At 63.9% G+C, this 14,763-nt stretch carries 16 protein-coding genes and 1 pseudogene; 9 read left to right on the top strand and 8 right to left on the bottom strand.

The window, feature by feature from the left end:
* Positions 1 to 56: 56 nt before the first annotated feature.
* The 4 genes from rlmD to OO258_RS15285 all read right to left on the bottom strand — a co-directional run bounded on the left by rlmD (position 57) and on the right by OO258_RS15285 (position 4,588).
* Positions 57 to 1,415 carry a 23S rRNA (uracil(1939)-C(5))-methyltransferase RlmD gene (rlmD, locus tag OO258_RS15300; protein WP_266031335.1) on the bottom strand — a complete coding sequence of 453 codons (1,359 nt, stop codon included), beginning with the start codon at positions 1,413 to 1,415 and terminating at the stop codon, positions 57 to 59.
* Positions 1,416 to 2,315, bottom strand: a complete 900-nt coding sequence (cysM, locus tag OO258_RS15295; protein WP_024717686.1) for a cysteine synthase CysM — start codon at positions 2,313 to 2,315, stop codon at positions 1,416 to 1,418.
* A gap of 159 nt (positions 2,316 to 2,474) precedes the next feature.
* Positions 2,475 to 3,866 carry a sensor histidine kinase gene (locus tag OO258_RS15290; protein ID WP_266031332.1) on the bottom strand — a complete coding sequence of 464 codons (1,392 nt, stop codon included), beginning with the start codon at positions 3,864 to 3,866 and terminating at the stop codon, positions 2,475 to 2,477.
* A 2-nt stretch (positions 3,867 to 3,868) separates the two neighbouring features.
* On the bottom strand, positions 3,869 to 4,588 hold the full coding sequence (locus OO258_RS15285) for a response regulator transcription factor (RefSeq protein ID WP_110746091.1): 720 nt from the start codon (positions 4,586 to 4,588) through the stop codon (positions 3,869 to 3,871).
* Positions 4,589 to 4,781: 193 nt separating this feature from the next.
* On the opposite strand from OO258_RS15285, the gene OO258_RS15280 reads away from it, so the two are divergent.
* The 4 genes from OO258_RS15280 (at position 4,782) to OO258_RS15265 (ending at position 9,476) form a co-directional block, all read left to right on the top strand.
* Positions 4,782 to 7,535: a response regulator gene (locus OO258_RS15280; protein WP_266031329.1), complete on the top strand. Its 2,754-nt coding sequence runs from the start codon at positions 4,782 to 4,784 to the stop codon at positions 7,533 to 7,535.
* An 81-nt stretch (positions 7,536 to 7,616) separates the two neighbouring features.
* On the top strand, positions 7,617 to 8,606 hold the full coding sequence (locus OO258_RS15275; protein ID WP_266031327.1) for a 2-hydroxyacid dehydrogenase: 990 nt from the start codon (positions 7,617 to 7,619) through the stop codon (positions 8,604 to 8,606).
* Between the two features lie 31 nt (positions 8,607 to 8,637).
* The gene (locus OO258_RS15270; protein WP_110746088.1) at positions 8,638 to 9,075 is read left to right on the top strand and encodes a hypothetical protein; all 438 of its coding nucleotides are present in this window, start codon (positions 8,638 to 8,640) and stop codon (positions 9,073 to 9,075) included.
* A complete protein-coding gene (locus OO258_RS15265) occupies positions 9,072 to 9,476 on the top strand; it encodes an META domain-containing protein (protein ID WP_266031326.1) in 405 nt (134 codons plus the stop codon). Before OO258_RS15270 ends, OO258_RS15265 begins: the two co-directional genes overlap by 4 nt.
* A 34-nt stretch (positions 9,477 to 9,510) precedes the next feature.
* On the opposite strand, the gene OO258_RS15260 is transcribed toward OO258_RS15265, so the two are convergent.
* On the bottom strand, positions 9,511 to 9,975 hold the full coding sequence (locus tag OO258_RS15260; protein WP_023047672.1) for a TlpA disulfide reductase family protein: 465 nt from the start codon (positions 9,973 to 9,975) through the stop codon (positions 9,511 to 9,513).
* Between the two features lie 85 nt (positions 9,976 to 10,060).
* On the opposite strand from OO258_RS15260, the gene arsC reads away from it, so the two are divergent.
* The 3 genes from arsC to OO258_RS15245 are packed head-to-tail and all read left to right on the top strand — an operon-like array spanning position 10,061 to position 11,422.
* Positions 10,061 to 10,414 carry an arsenate reductase (glutaredoxin) gene (gene arsC / locus OO258_RS15255; protein ID WP_266031324.1) on the top strand — a complete coding sequence of 118 codons (354 nt, stop codon included), beginning with the start codon at positions 10,061 to 10,063 and terminating at the stop codon, positions 10,412 to 10,414.
* The gene (gene wrbA / locus OO258_RS15250) at positions 10,411 to 11,016 is read left to right on the top strand and encodes an NAD(P)H:quinone oxidoreductase (protein WP_110746085.1); all 606 of its coding nucleotides are present in this window, start codon (positions 10,411 to 10,413) and stop codon (positions 11,014 to 11,016) included. The genes arsC and wrbA overlap by 4 nt, the downstream gene beginning before the upstream one ends.
* The gene (locus OO258_RS15245; protein WP_266031323.1) at positions 11,009 to 11,422 is read left to right on the top strand and encodes a DUF2069 domain-containing protein; all 414 of its coding nucleotides are present in this window, start codon (positions 11,009 to 11,011) and stop codon (positions 11,420 to 11,422) included. Before wrbA ends, OO258_RS15245 begins: the two co-directional genes overlap by 8 nt.
* 31 nt (positions 11,423 to 11,453) lie before the next feature.
* Here the strand turns inward: OO258_RS15245 and OO258_RS15240 are convergent, their stop codons facing one another.
* Positions 11,454 to 12,125, bottom strand: a complete 672-nt coding sequence (locus OO258_RS15240; RefSeq protein ID WP_110746083.1) for a DNA-3-methyladenine glycosylase I — start codon at positions 12,123 to 12,125, stop codon at positions 11,454 to 11,456.
* A 4-nt stretch (positions 12,126 to 12,129) separates the two neighbouring features.
* On the bottom strand, positions 12,130 to 12,954 hold the full coding sequence (ttcA, locus tag OO258_RS15235) for a tRNA 2-thiocytidine(32) synthetase TtcA (protein WP_027918067.1): 825 nt from the start codon (positions 12,952 to 12,954) through the stop codon (positions 12,130 to 12,132).
* 261 nt (positions 12,955 to 13,215) lie between these two features.
* Between ttcA and OO258_RS15230 the strand changes: the two genes are divergently transcribed.
* Positions 13,216 to 13,815: a Yip1 family protein gene (locus OO258_RS15230; protein ID WP_003252385.1), complete on the top strand. Its 600-nt coding sequence runs from the start codon at positions 13,216 to 13,218 to the stop codon at positions 13,813 to 13,815.
* 131 nt (positions 13,816 to 13,946) lie between these two features.
* Positions 13,947 to 14,441: a SprT family zinc-dependent metalloprotease gene (locus OO258_RS15225; protein ID WP_266031321.1), complete on the top strand. Its 495-nt coding sequence runs from the start codon at positions 13,947 to 13,949 to the stop codon at positions 14,439 to 14,441.
* A 175-nt stretch (positions 14,442 to 14,616) separates the two neighbouring features.
* Here the strand turns inward: OO258_RS15225 and OO258_RS27695 are convergent.
* Positions 14,617 to 14,763, bottom strand: a pseudogene (locus OO258_RS27695) (efflux RND transporter permease subunit); the annotation flags it as partial.

Here is a 14,763-nt window from a genome sequence, read left to right as displayed (position 1 = left end):
CTGGCGATCACCGTGCGACTGCCCTTCCGTGGCAGCCGCACCAAGGGGCCAGTCAGCTAGCCCGCTTCGAATAACGCCATGGCCTCGACATGCGCCGTTTGAGGAAACATGTCGAGAATCCCGGCCCTTTTTAACCGGTACCCCTGGCCGACCAACACCTGGGCGTCTCGCGCCAGCGTGGCCGGGTTGCACGATACATAGACCAGCCTGCTGGCCTTGAGGCGGGCGATGCCTTGCACCACCTCGTAAGCACCGTCGCGCGGTGGATCCAAGAGTACCGCAGAAAAGCCCTCGGCGGCCCATCCGGTGCCTGCCAAAGGCTGCGATAAATCGGCCTGAAAAAACCGTGCGTTATGCACATTGTTGTTTCGGGCATTGGCCGCGGCGCGGTCGACCATGGCCTGCACGCCTTCTACTGCCACCACCTCACGCGCCTGGCGGGCCAGCGGCAGCGCGAAGTTGCCCAGGCCGCAGAACAGGTCAAGCACCCGCTCATCGGCCTGCGGCGCAAGCCAGGCCAGCGCCTGCTCGATCATTGCCGTGTTGACCTGGGCATTGACCTGCACGAAGTCGCCTGGCCGCCAAGCCAGTTCCAGTTGCCACGGCGCAAGGGCAAAGCCCAGTTGCGCGGCCGGTTCCACGGGTTCCGGCTCACCTTCACCGTGTAGCCACAGCTGGGCATTGGCCTGCTCGCAAAACGCCTGCAGCCTGACCAGATCCTCTGCCGGCAGCGGCGCTACATGGCGCACCAACAGCGCTTCAGCCGTACCGCTGAACAGTTCCACATGGCCCAGCGCCTGTGGTTTGCTCAACGAACGCAGCACGGTCGGCAAGTGGCGCAGAATCGACTGCAAGGGCTGTACCAGCACCGCACAATCGTCGATGGCGATGATGTCCTGGCTGGCTTCCGCGCGGAAGCCCACCTCCAGCTGACGCGTCTTGAAGTCCCAGCGCACGGCCACACGTGCCCGGCGCCGGTAGCCGAATTCGGGCCCGCTCAGCGGGGCGGCCCATTCTTCAGGCTGCACGCCGGCCACCCGCTGCAACTGCTCGGCCAGAGTGCGCTGCTTGAGCGCCAGTTGCGACGCGTGCGGCAGGTGCTGCAGGTTGCAGCCACCGCAGCGGTCGTAATGCCGGCACGGTGCTTCCCGGCGCTCCGGGCTGGCCTGCAGCAAGCGCTCCAGCCGGGCTTCTACCACTTTGCCACGGGCGTTGAGCACCCGTGCCTCCACGGCCTCACCGGCCAGGGCGCCACTGACGAACCAGGTACGCCCTTCGAGGAACGCGATACCCCGGCCGTCACCAGCCAGGCGCTCGATATCCAGGCGCTGCTTCTTGCCCACCGGGACCTGGGGGCTGCGGTTACCGCCAGCCGGCTGGAAGCGCAGGCCGCTGTTGGGTTTTTTCTTGGACATTTAGCTCGGATCGAACAGGCCGGTGGACAGGTAACGGTCGCCGCGGTCGCAGATGATCGCAACCATCACGGCATTTTCCACCTCGCGGGACAGGCGCAGCATGGCAGCGACCGCACCACCGGAAGACACGCCACAGAAAATGCCCTCTTCACGGGCAAGGCGACGGGTGGTGTCTTCGGCTTCCTGCTGCGACATGTCGACCACGCGGTCGACGCGGGTGGCGTCGAAGATTTTCGGCAGGTACTCCTCGGGCCAGCGGCGGATGCCCGGAATGGCGGAGCCTTCCATCGGTTGCAGGCCAATGATCTGCACCGCCGGGTTCTGTTCCTTGAGGTACTGCGAGCAGCCCATGATGGTACCGGTGGTGCCCATCGAGCTGACGAAATGGGTGATGCTGCCCTGGGTCTGCTGCCAGATCTCCGGGCCGGTGCTGTTGTAGTGGGCGATTGGGTTGTCGCCGTTGGCGAACTGGTCAAGCACCAGGCCACGGCCTTCGGCTTGCAGCTTCTCGGCAAGGTCCCGGGCGCCTTCCATGCCCTCTTCCTTGGTGACCAGGATCAACTCGGCACCGTAGGCGGTCATGGCAGCCTTGCGCTCGGCGGTGGAGTTGTCGGGCATGATCAGGATCATCTTGTAACCCTTGATTGCCGCCGCCATGGCCAAGGCGATACCGGTGTTGCCGGAGGTGGCCTCGATCAGCGTGTCGCCGGGCTTGATCTGGCCACGAAGCTCGGCGCGAGTGATCATGGACAGTGCCGGGCGGTCCTTCACCGAGCCGGCAGGATTGTTACCTTCCAGCTTTAGCAGGAGGGTATTGCTGGTTTCGCCAGCGATGCGCTGCAGGCGAACCAGAGGCGTATTGCCGACGCAATCGGCGATGGTTGGGTACTGCAAGGTCATGGCGTATTTCACAATCCGGACGGCAGGGGCGCCTATCATACCGGCAAACCCTTCCCGGCCATATCACGCAATCTGTGGTGGATATAGCTACAAGCTATATCGCTGATTTGATCCACACCCTTCGCAGGCACCACCGCTCCCGCAGGGATCGCGTTGCCCTCAAGATAAATGCTGTACCTGTGGAAGCGGGCGTGCCCGCGAAGGGGCCGGCACATGTATCGGCAACCTCATCCACAACCGCAGCCCATGCTTGCCATTCTGCGCCCACAAGGTCCCACCCTGGCGCTGAATGGCACTGCGGGCGATGCTCAGCCCCAGGCCAAAACCACCATCCCCGGGCCGCGAACCGTCCAGCCGCGAGAACGGCGCGAAGATCCGTTCCAGGTCGTCTTCCGCTACCCCGCCGCCCTCATCCTCCACCCACAGCCACCAGTAACTAGCCTCACGCTGCCCACCTAACCGCACAACCCCTTCGGCCGGCGAGTGACGGATGGCATTGCGCAATATGTTTTCCAGCGCCTGAGCCAAGTGGTTGAGGTTGCCCTGCACCCAGCAATCAGCCGGTACTTCGCAACGCAACCGCGCAGGCGACCAGCCACTTTCATAGCAGGCATTCTCGGCCAGCAATTCCCACAGGGCGTGGACCTCGATCGGCTCCAGGTTCATCGGCGCGCGCTCGGCATCCTGCCAGGCCAACTGCAGGGTGTCCTCGACCAACTGCTGCATGCAGTCCACCTCGCGGGTAAGGCGCTCGCGCAGGCGTTGCAGGTCGGTCTCTCCGTCGCCTGCCACCCGCAAGCGGCTCAGCGGGGTACGCATTTCGTGGGACAGGTCGCGCAGCAACTGCTGCTGCATGGCGACCGTGCCCTGCAAGCGTTCGGCCATTTGGTCGAACGCCCGCGCCAGCTCACCCAATTCGTCATGCCGGGCGATGGTGCGCGAGTCCAGGCGTGCCGACAGCTGGTCGGCGCGCCAGGCATTGGCCTGCTCACGCAGTTGGTTCAGCGGAACGATCAACATGCGGTACAGGCCCACGCAGAGCAGCAAGGTGAACAGGCCTGGGATGATGCCGTTGGTGACCATACGCCACAGCAAGCGATACTGGCCCGGATTGAAACGCTCCGGCAGTTCGATCACCAGCATGCCCTGCTCCGGCGCCCCCGGAAATGGAATGCGCACCCATGGCTGATGGACACTGCGCCGACTCATCGGCCAGTCGACACCGCGCAGGCGAGTCAGCCGCTGCATGATCTGCGGGTTGAGGGTGGCACTGTCGAGCGGTCGCAGGTTCATATCGAGCACGCCCACCCAGCCGCGTTCGCGCTGGTGCATCACCGCCACCCACTGGTCCAGCCCTGCCCGCCCGCCACTGCGCCAGGCCTGCTCGGCCTCGCTGGCATAGCCACGCAAGGCTTGCCGTGCCGGTTCGGAGAGAAAGGCGTTCTGGGTTTCCATGTGGCGGCCCCAGGTGTAGCTGAGGCCGATCATCAGCAGGCAAAAACCCACCAGCAGGATGGCCAGCTTCCAGAACAGCGAATGGCGATTGAGCATGCCTATTCCGCCTCGCTGGCACTGAGCACGTAGCCCTTACCCCATACGGTGCGGATCTGCCGATCGTGATAGCCGATGCCCTTGAGCTTGCGGCGTATCTGGCTGACGTGCATGTCCAGGCTACGGTCATGGCGCGAATAGCCGCGCTGCAAAACCTGCTGGTAAAGGAACGGCTTGCTCAACACGTCGTCAAGGTTGCGGTTGAGGATGTCGAGCAGGCGGAATTCGCTGGGCGTCAAACCGGCCAGGTGGCCATTGAGGCGCACGTCGCACACCCCCTCATCGAATTGCAGCTCGCCGTAGCCGGCTTGCTCCAGCGGCGCTTGATGACGACGCTCAAGCGCCACGCGGCGCAGGATCGCTTCGATGCGCACCTGCAGCTCGGCCATGCTGAACGGCTTGGGCAGGTAATCGTCGGCGCCACGCTGGAAACCGCTGATGCGGTCGGCCTCCGCCCCCAGTGCCGACATCAGGATCACTGGCGTGGCGCTGCGCTGGCGCAGTTGCGCCAAAGCGTCCAGGCCATTGAGCCCGGGCAGCAGGATGTCCATGAGCACCACATCGAACACCTGGCGCCCAGCCGTTTCCAGCCCTTCCAGCCCACTGCGGCACCAGGTTACGCGGAAGCCACCGCGCTGGAGCTCTTCGTGCAGGTACGCACCCAGCACCGGATCATCCTCGATGGCGAGGATATTGGAGTTGTAAATAGCTACAGGATTCATTGGCAACTGCCATGCATTCTCAATTACGTGATTATTGAGCATCCCGAGCCCGCCAGGCAACCGCCCTGCGACCAATGCCATGGCATCGAAATAAAACACCTACTAAAGAGGTGCAATGGTGCGGCAGGCGGAGTAACTTCCCGGCTTGGCCGTCAGCACTTGACGGTATCCAGGCACATCACAGGAGGCGAATGTGCTCGATCGCTTGGGAATCCGCAGCCGGGTCCTGCTACTGGCGCTGCTGCCGGCCGGCCTGATGGCGCTGGTGCTGGGCAGCTACTTCACCTGGCTACAACAGAATGACCTGCGCACACAGTTGCTGCAGCGCGGCAAAATGATCGCCGAACAGCTGGCGCCGTTGGCCGCGCCCGCCATGGCCCGGCTGGCGCCAGCGCAACTGGAGCGGATCGCCGCGCAAACCCTGGAACAGTCGGACGTACGCGCGGTGGCTTTCCTCGCCCCGGATCGCACGCGCCTGGCCCATGCCGGCCCGAGCATGCTCAACCAGCCGCCCAGCGGCGGCACCGGCACCCAGCTGCTGCAACGCAGCGGCAATGACGCCACCCGGTACCTGATGCCAGTGTTCGGCCACCACCGCGACCTGGCCACCGATGCCGTGCCGGCCGAAGCCGAGCGCCTGCTGGGCTGGGTCGAGATCGAGCTGTCGCACGATGGCACGCTGCTGCGCGGCTACCGCAACCTGTTCACCAGCCTGTTGCTGATCCTCGCCTGCCTGGTGCTCAGCGGCCTGCTGGCGCTGCGCATGAGCCGCACCATCAATGATCCCATCGAACGCATCAAGCATGCAGTCAATCAGCTCAAGGACGGCCACCTCGAAGAACGCCTGCCGACCATGGGCAGCCATGAGCTGGACGAACTGGCGCGCGGCATCAACCGCATGGCCGAGACCCTGCAAAACGCCCATGAAGAGCTGCAGCACAGCATCGACCAGGCCACCGAGGACGTACGCCAGAATCTGGAAACCATCGAAATCCAGAACATCGAGCTGGACATGGCGCGCAAGGAGGCGCTGGAAGCCAGCCGCATCAAGTCCGAATTCCTGGCCAATATGAGCCACGAGATCCGCACACCGCTCAATGGCATCCTCGGCTTTACCCACCTGCTGCAGAAAAGCGAGATGACGCCGCGCCAGCTGGACTACCTGAGCACCATCGAGAAGTCTGCCGACAACCTGCTCGGCATCATCAACGAGATCCTCGACTTCTCCAAGATCGAGGCCGGCAAGCTGGTGCTCGACAGCATTCCGTTCAACCTGCGCGACCTGATCCAGGACACCCTCACCATCCTCGCCCCGGCCGCACACGCCAAGCAGCTGGAGTTGCTCAGCCTGATCTACCGCGACACCCCGTCGTCGCTGATCGGCGACCCGTTGCGGCTCAAGCAGATCCTGACCAACCTGGTCAGCAATGCCATCAAGTTCACCCGCGAAGGCACCATCGTCGTACGCGCCATGCTCGACGACGAGCACGAGGACTTCGCCCAACTGCGCATCAGCGTGCAGGACACCGGCATCGGCCTGTCACCGCAGGATGTGCGCACGCTGTTCCAGGCCTTCAGCCAGGCCGACAACTCGCTGGCCCGCCAGCCTGGCGGCACCGGCCTGGGGCTGGTGATTTCCAAGCGCCTGATCGAGCAGATGGGCGGCGAGATCGGCGTCGACAGCACACCGGGCGAAGGTTCGCAGTTCTGGATCAGCCTCAACCTGCCCAAAGCCCACGACGATATCGAAGAGCTGCCGTTGCAACCCTTGCTGGGCCGCCGCGCCGCGATCGTGGACGGCCACGAACTGGCACGCCAGGCGCTGGAACACCAACTGGAAGACTGCGGCCTCAGCGTCAGCCTGTTCACCTCCTATGAACAGTTGCTGCAAGCCGTGCAAGCCGCCAGCCAAGCCGGCCAGCCATTCGAGTTCGCCGTGCTCGGGGCCAACCTGGGCAATCTGTCACCCGAGCAACTGGGCCACTACCACCAGCAGCTCGAGCGTTACCACTGCCAGTGCGTGGTGCTGTGCCCTACCACCGAACAGGCGCTTTACCATCCTTACCTGCCCAACGGGCATGGCCAGTTGCTCTCCAAGCCTACCTGCACCCGCAAGCTGCGCCGGCTGCTGCTGGAACTGCTGCAACCGCGTCGGCCGCAAGGCGAAGTTAACAAGGTCAACGGCCAGCGCCAACCGAAGGTCCTGTGCGTCGACGACAACGCCGCGAACCTGCTGCTGGTGCAGACCCTGCTTGAAGATCTGGGTGCCGAGGTGCTGGCGGTCGACAACGGCTATGCGGCAGTGAAGGCCGTGCAGGACGAGCCGTTCGACCTGGTGCTGATGGACGTGCAGATGCCGGGCATGGACGGCCGCGCCTGCACCGAGCAGATCCGCCTGTGGGAAAACACCCAGAGCGGCAACCCGCTGCCGATCGTTGCCCTCACCGCCCATGCCATGGCCAACGAGAAACGCGCGCTGCTGCACGGCGGGATGGACGACTACCTGACCAAGCCGATCAGCGAGCGCCAACTGGCCCAGGTGGTGTTGAAATGGACCGGCCTGAGCCTGGGCATGCCCCAGCAGGGGCAGGCCGAGCAACCACCCAACAGCGATGAGCTGAAGGTGCTCGACCACGAAGAAGGCCTGCGCCTGGCCGCTGGCAAGGCCGACCTGGCAGCCGACATGCTGAGCATGCTGCTGGCCTCGCTGGACGCCGATCGCGAAGCCATACGCGCCGCCCGTGAGGCCGAGGACCACAACGGCCTGATCGAGCAGGTGCACCGCCTCAACGGGGCCTCGCGCTATTGCGGCGTGCCGCAATTACGCGCGGCGTGCCAGCGGAGTGAAACCCTGCTCAAGCAGGAGAGTCCGCAGGCGCAGCAGGCGCTGGATGAACTGGACGCGGCGATCAACCGCCTGGCTGCCCAGGCACGCCTAAGCGCCTGAGTGGGCTCGTGAGATCGGGCGGCGCCCGATCTCACGGGCAGCGGCCAACAGAAGACATGCACCACAAAGGAAACCATCACCATGCGCGCCCTGTTGTTCAGCAGCCAGCACTACGACCAGGAAAGCTTCAGCGAGGCCGCCAGGGGCAGCAGGCTGGACCTGCATTTCCAGCCCGCCCGGCTTACCCTCGACACCGCCGCCCTGGCCGATGGTTACGAGGTCGTCTGCGCCTTCATCAATGACGAGCTCGACGCTCAGGTACTGCAACGCCTGGCCACCGGGGGCACGCGCCTGATCGCCCTGCGTTCGGCCGGCTACAACCACGTCGACCTGGCCGCTGCCAAGCGCCTGGGCCTGGCCGTGGTGCGCGTACCGGCCTATTCGCCACACGCCGTGGCCGAGCACGCCGTAGCGCTTATCCTGGCCCTGAACCGGCGACTGCACCGGGCCTACAACCGCACCCGCGAAGGCGATTTCACCCTGCACGGGCTAACCGGCTTCGACCTGCACGGCAAAACCGTCGGGGTGGTCGGCACCGGCCAGATCGGCTTGGCCTTCGCCCGCATCATGGCTGGCTTCGGCTGCCAGCTGCTGGCCTACGACCCCTACCCCAACCCAGAGCTGCTGGCCCTCGGCGCGCGCTATCTGCCACTGCCCGAGCTGCTGCGCGAAGCCCGCATCATCAGCCTGCACTGCCCGCTTGACGAGCACAGCCGGCACCTGATCAACGCGCAAAGCCTGGCCCAGCTGCAGCCCGGCGCCATGCTGATCAATACCGGCCGCGGCGCGCTGGTCGACACGCCAGCGCTGATCGACGCGCTAAAAAGCGGCCAGCTCGGCTACCTGGGCCTGGACGTCTACGAAGAAGAAGCCCAGCTGTTCTTCGAAGACCGCTCCGACCTGCCCCTGCAGGACGATGTGCTGGCCCGCCTGCTGACCTTCCCCAACGTGATCATCACCGCACACCAGGCCTTCCTTACCCGCGAGGCGCTGGATGCCATTGCCGCGACCACCCTGGAAAACATCAACCGCTGGGCGGCAGGGAATCCCCAGAATCTGGTGATGGGTTAGTGCTAGGATACGCGGCATTTCTGGAGGACCCATGGTCGAGCACGATTTTCGCTACACCCTTTTCAACCCGCAACACACCCTGATCGAGTGCCGCGCGCTGGTGCCGGGCCGTTACCAGGTCACTGGCAACGGCGGCTCGATGCATAAAGGCGACACCCTGCTGGTCACCCTCAAGGGCAGCAAAGACCTGTCCATGCGACTGACCGTGGAAAGCGTGCGCCACCTGATCAACCCGCGCGGCCAATGGGTCGCCGTGGCCAGCGGCCCGGTGTTCAACGAGCTGGAAATCCTCACCTGGCAGGTCGAATGCGACAGCTGCGACGCCGTGCTGGACTTCGAGTTCGCGGTGGACGCCAAGCTCGGCAAGCAAGCCCGCCAGCCTGCGGCCAGCGCGCGTATCGCCGAGCTGGGCTGGGCCAGCCGTGGCGAAAAACACCTGTGCCCGCGTTGCCAGGAGAGCGCCGAGTGAAAAATCTGCTGACCGGCGCGCTGATTGCCACCGGCCTGCTCGGTTGTGCCGCCGAACCTTCCAGGCTGCAGCAGGAACGCAGCTATGTGCTGGAGTGGATTGGCGAACGCCCGCTGATCGACTACAGCCACCTGACCCTGACCCTGGCCAGCGACGGCCGCGCCTATGGTAACGGTGGCTGCAACCACTGGTTTGCAACCTACACGCTGGAGGGCGAACACCTTAGCTTCGGCAAGGTGGGCAAGACCCGCAAGCTGTGTGCACCGGCGTTGATGGAGCAAGAAAAACGCTTCTTGCAGGCGCTGGAAACGGTCCAGCGCTGGGATGTGTCGGCAGTGGAGCAAATACGCTTCTGGCCGGCCGAAGGCAAGCCGCTGCGATTCTGGCCTGAGGAAGGCTGAGGATTGCCGGGGCCGCTTTGCGGCCCCGAATGCATCAAGCGCCTTTCAGGGCCTTGATCTTGGCCTGCAACCCTTCCAGGGTCTGCTCGCCCATCAACTGCTCACGCACCTTGCCCTTGTCGTCGATGATGTAAGTCACCGGCAACGCCTCGCTACGCGGCAGGTCATAGCGCTCGGCCGGGTCCTGGGCCAGCACGGTGAAACCGATACCCAGGGTTTCGGCAGCCTGCTTCAGGTCCTGCCCCTGCAGGCCATCGAAGTTCACCCCCACCACCTTGATGCCGTCAGCCGCCCACTGCTTGGCCGCTGCGTTCAGTTCCGGGATTTCGGTACGGCACGGCCCGCACCATTCGGCCCAGTAATTGAGCACCAGCCAGTGCCCTTCGATCTGTTCGGCCTTAACCGTATTACCATGTTGGTCCACGCCATAATCGGCACCGCAACCACCGAGCAACAGGCTCGCGGTGATGGCCAGTACTGCTGCCAGACGCCTTGCCATGGGTCAATCCTTCTCGAGTTTTAAAGCAAATTGGTCAGTCGCTGCGGTTAGAATAGCCGCCACACCCTGCTGGATGCGACCCGACATGACCGACCTCACGCTCTATCATAACCCGCGCTGCTCGAAATCCCGCGGCGCGCTGGAACTGCTCGAAGCCCGCGGCCTGGCCCCGGCCATCGTACGCTACCTGGAAACCCCACCCGACGCCGCTACCCTCAAAGCCCTGCTCGGCAAGCTGGGCATCGCCCCGCGCCAACTGCTGCGTACTGGCGAAGACGAGTACAAGGCTCTGGGCCTGGCCACCCCGGCATTGACCGACGCGCAGCTGATCGAAGCCATGGTCCAGCACCCCAAGCTGATCGAGCGGCCGATCCTGGTAGCCGGTGATAAAGCCGTGGTCGGCCGCCCGCCGGAAAAAGTGCTGGAGATCCTGCCGTGAGCCAACCTTACATTCTGGTTCTGTACTACAGCCGCCACGGTTCGACCAGCGAAATGGCCCGGCACATCGCCCGCGGCATCGAGCTGGCGGGCATGGAAGCGCGCCTGCGCACGGTGCCGGCGATTTCCACCGAATGTGAAGCAGTGGCCCCGGACATTCCAGCCAGTGGCGCGCTGTACGCGACCCTCGACGACCTGCGCCACTGCGCCGGCCTGGTGCTGGGCAGCCCGACCCGCTTCGGCAACATGGCGGCGCCGCTCAAGTACTTCCTCGATGGCACCAGCAGCCTGTGGCTGGGCGGTGAACTGGTCGGCAAGCCGGCTGGGGTGTTCACCTCCACCGCCAGCCTGCACGGCGGCCAGGAAACCACCCTGCTGTCGATGATGCTGCCGCTGATGCACCACGGCATGCTGGTGATGGGCTTGCCCTACAGCGAGTCGGCACTGCTGGAAACCCGCGGCGGCGGCACCCCGTACGGCGCCAGCCACCACGCCGGTGCCGACGGCAAGCGTGAACTCGACCCACATGAAATCGCCCTGTGCCGTGCCCTTGGCCAACGCCTGGCGACCACGGCCAAGGCCCTGGAGGCCGCGCGTGGCTAAAAAGCCCAAGGTGTTGCCGCCGCTGGATTGGCTGGCACCGCGCCTGCGCCTGACGCGGGCGCTGAGCCTGGCGTTCTTCGTGGGGCTGATCACCCTACTGGTGGTGAACAACCTGTGGTTCGCCAACCTGCATGGGGCGCGGGTCGAGGTGATCCTGGCGATCGAGCTGCTGCCACTGGGGTTGCTGCTGCCGGGCATGCTGCTGGGCAGCGCCCGGGCGCATGCCTGGACCTGCTTCGTGGTGAATATCTATTTCATCAAGGGCGTGCTGGCAGCGTTCGACCCGGCGCGGGCAGTGTTTGGCTGGATCGAGGTGGCGATCAGCCTGGGGCTGTTCATTGCCGGGCTGCTGTATGTCCGCTGGAAGTTCCAGCATGAACGGCGCATGGCGGGCGAAGGGCATTAGGAGTGGGGGCTGCGGTGCAGCCCCGCCGACCTCAATGGTTGACGGTATGCGCCAGCATCACCGACAACTGGCACAGCGGCCGCCCGCTTTCGGCATGCCACTGGTTGAACGCCTGCTGCACCAGGGCCAGGTCGCGCTGGCTGGTCGGCTGTTTGTCGATCACCTTCTGCGCAATCAACGCCGCAGCCATGTCATCGGTCGGGATGAACGTGTCTTTGCCGACCATGCGCAAGAACCGTGGCGCCGACAACCCGCCCAACTGGTTGCCATGCTTGGCCAGGTACTTCCACAAGCCGACAATGTCGGTCACTGGCCAGTCGGCGATGAAGGCCCCAAAACTGCCCTGTGCCTTGGCGATATCCAGCACCATTTGCGCATTGCGCGGCACGCTCTTGAGCTTGCCCAGGTGGCGGATAATGCGCTCATCCTGCATCAACCGCTCCAGATGCTCGGCGCCCATCAGCACCACTTTCTCCGGGTCGAAGCCGAAGAACACCTGCTCGAACGCCGGCCACTTGGCGTCCACCAGGCTGTGCTTGAGGCCCGCGCGGAACACACGCAGGGCCAGCGTCGACAGGTAGCGATCGTCGCTGATGGCGCGCAATTGCGCTGGCGTACGTGGCTGCGGCAGAAAGGCCTCAAGGGCCTGGGCCGAGCCAAAGCGGTTCAGGCAGTACTCATGCAGCCACTGGTAATCACGCATGGGTTCAGATGTTCACCACGTCGAGGAAGCGCGGGGTGGCGTTCTCGTCGATCTTCAGGCTGGTGAAGTCGAACAGGTTGCGGTCGGCCAGCTGCGACGGCGCCACGTTCTGCATGGCGCGGAAAATACTCTCGGTACGGCCTGGGTGCTTGCGCTCCCACTCCACCAGCATGTCCTTGACCACCTGGCGCTGCAGGTTTTCCTGCGAACCACACAGGTTGCACGGGATGATCGGGAATTCCTTCATGTCCGAGTAGGCCTGGATGTCCTTCTCGCTGCAGTAGGCCAGCGGGCGGATCACCACGTTGCGGCCATCGTCGGCGCGCAGTTTCGGCGGCATACCCTTGAGTGCACCGTTGAAGAACATGTTGAGGAAGAAGGTTTCGACGATGTCGTCGCGGTGGTGCCCCAACGCCATCTTGGTCGCGCCGATTTCGTCAGCGAAGGTGTACAGGGTGCCACGGCGCAGGCGCGAGCACAGCGAACAGGTGGTCTTGCCCTCGGGTACCAGCTCCTTGACCACCGAGTAAGTGTCCTTCTCGACGATGTGGTACTCGACGCCCAGTTCCTTCAGGTACGCCGGCAGCACGTGCTCAGGGAAGCCCGGCTGCTTCTGATCCATGTTCACCGCGACGATCTCGAACTTGATCGGTGCAACCTTCTGCAGGTGCAACAGAACGTCGAGCATGGTGTAGCTGTCCTTGCCGCCGGACAGGCAGACCATGACCTTGTCGCCATCCTCGATCATGTTGTAGTCGGTGATGGCTTCGCCAGCGAGACGACGCAGGCGTTTTTGCAGTTTGTTCTGGTTGACCGAGAGGGTGCCCATAGCGCTTGAATCCGCGAGGTGTGACAAAAGGCGGCTATTTTACGCACAAACGGGCCGCAGCTGTAGGCATTCCGATAAAGACTTCAAGGTAATCAACAGCGCCGTATACAGCGCAATTTGCTCTAAAAAGCACGGTTTATGCCGGTAACGGCTTCCTATACTGCGACATAAGGCCACATTACCGCTTGCATCGGTGTTCGGGCCTCGGGCCGCTTGCGCTCCATCTGGGGGGCGTTTGGCAACATTGAGAGGAGTGACGGCATGATCCATCACGTTGTGGGGCTGTTTACCCATCCCGACCAGGAATGGCGGGAGATTCGTGGCGAAGAAGAAACCATCAGCCACATGTACCTGACACACACCCTCATCCTGGCGGCGATCCCCGCCGTTTCCGCGTTTATCGGCACCACACAGGTCGGCTGGGTGATCGGCGACCGGCCAGCGGTGATGCTGACCATGGAAAGCGCCATCTGGATGAGCATCATGTCGTACCTGGCGATGCTCGCCGGGGTGGCCGTGATGGGGGCGTTCATCCACTGGATGGCTCGCACCTACGACGCCAACCCGTCCATGGCGCAGTGCATTGCCTTCGCTACCTACACCGCCACACCGTTGTTCATCGGCGGCCTGGCGGCGCTGTACCCGCACCTGTGGCTGGGCATGCTGATCGGCACTGCCGCCATCTGCTACACGGTGTACCTGCTGTATGTCGGCTTGCCGACGTTTATGAACATACCCTCTGACGAAGGCTTCCTCTTCTCCAGCTCAGTGCTGGCAGTAGGCCTTGTGGTACTGGTGGCGATCATGGCTGCCACGGTGATCATCTGGGGACTGGGCGTGGGGCCCGTCTACACCAACTAGAACAGACTGAACCAACACTGGGGCATCAACCAGGGGCCGCCGCAAGGCGGCCTCTGGCTGTGCGCTGACCGGTGGCTCGGCAAGCCGCCCACGGTTACGGCATAATGCCCGGTCAGGAGAACCACCCCGCCATGCCCGAGCTGCTCCGACAACGCGTCGAAACCTGTTACCAGCAAGCCGAAACCTTTTTCAAGCGCCCCTTCCCGCGCCCGGAAGTCAGCTTCAAGCTGCGCGGGCAAAAAGCCGGGGTCGCTCACCTGCACGAGAACCTGCTGCGCTTCAACCTGCAGCTGTACCGCGAAAACCAGGATGACTTCCTGCGCCAGACCGTCGCCCATGAAGTGGCACACCTGGTGGCCCACCAATTGTTCGGTGACCGTATCCAGGCCCATGGCGAGGAATGGCAGTTGATCATGCGCGGGGTGTACGAACTGCCGCCCAACCGTTGCCACAACTACGAGGTGCAACGGCGCGTGGTCACCCGCTATATCTACCGATGCCCTTGCCCGCAAAGCGATTTCCCGTTCACCGCCCAACGGCACAAGCTGGTGCACCAGGGGCGGCGTTACCTGTGCAAGCGCTGCCGGGAGATTCTGGTGTACAGCGGTGAGACGCGCATCGAATAGAGTGTGTATTACCGGTGCAGGCCCTTCGCAGGGCAACCCGCTGCCCCAGGGATACCCTGGATCCTGGGAATTGATGCCCTTGTGGAAGCAACTGTCTTGCTCAACTTCTAGAATCTAGCGCAATCCCCTGTGGGAGTGGCTTTAGCCGCGAACACCGGCGGAGCCGGTGCCATGTACCGTGTTGGATGCTTCGCGCCAATTCGGCGACCGTGGCACGGATGGCCTTTGCCGTATCCAGCGCGTTGGCGCCGGTTGCCAGTTTTATCGCCATACCCGAAGCTGGAAGCCCGTTGTACTGGGCGCTGACGTTGTAGCTCTCGCC

Source organism: Pseudomonas sp. DCB_BI (genome assembly GCF_026240995.1).
Classification (GTDB): domain Bacteria; phylum Pseudomonadota; class Gammaproteobacteria; order Pseudomonadales; family Pseudomonadaceae; genus Aquipseudomonas.
Note: the sequence above shows the minus strand (reverse complement) of the source record. Positions and strands in the feature narration are given on the sequence as shown.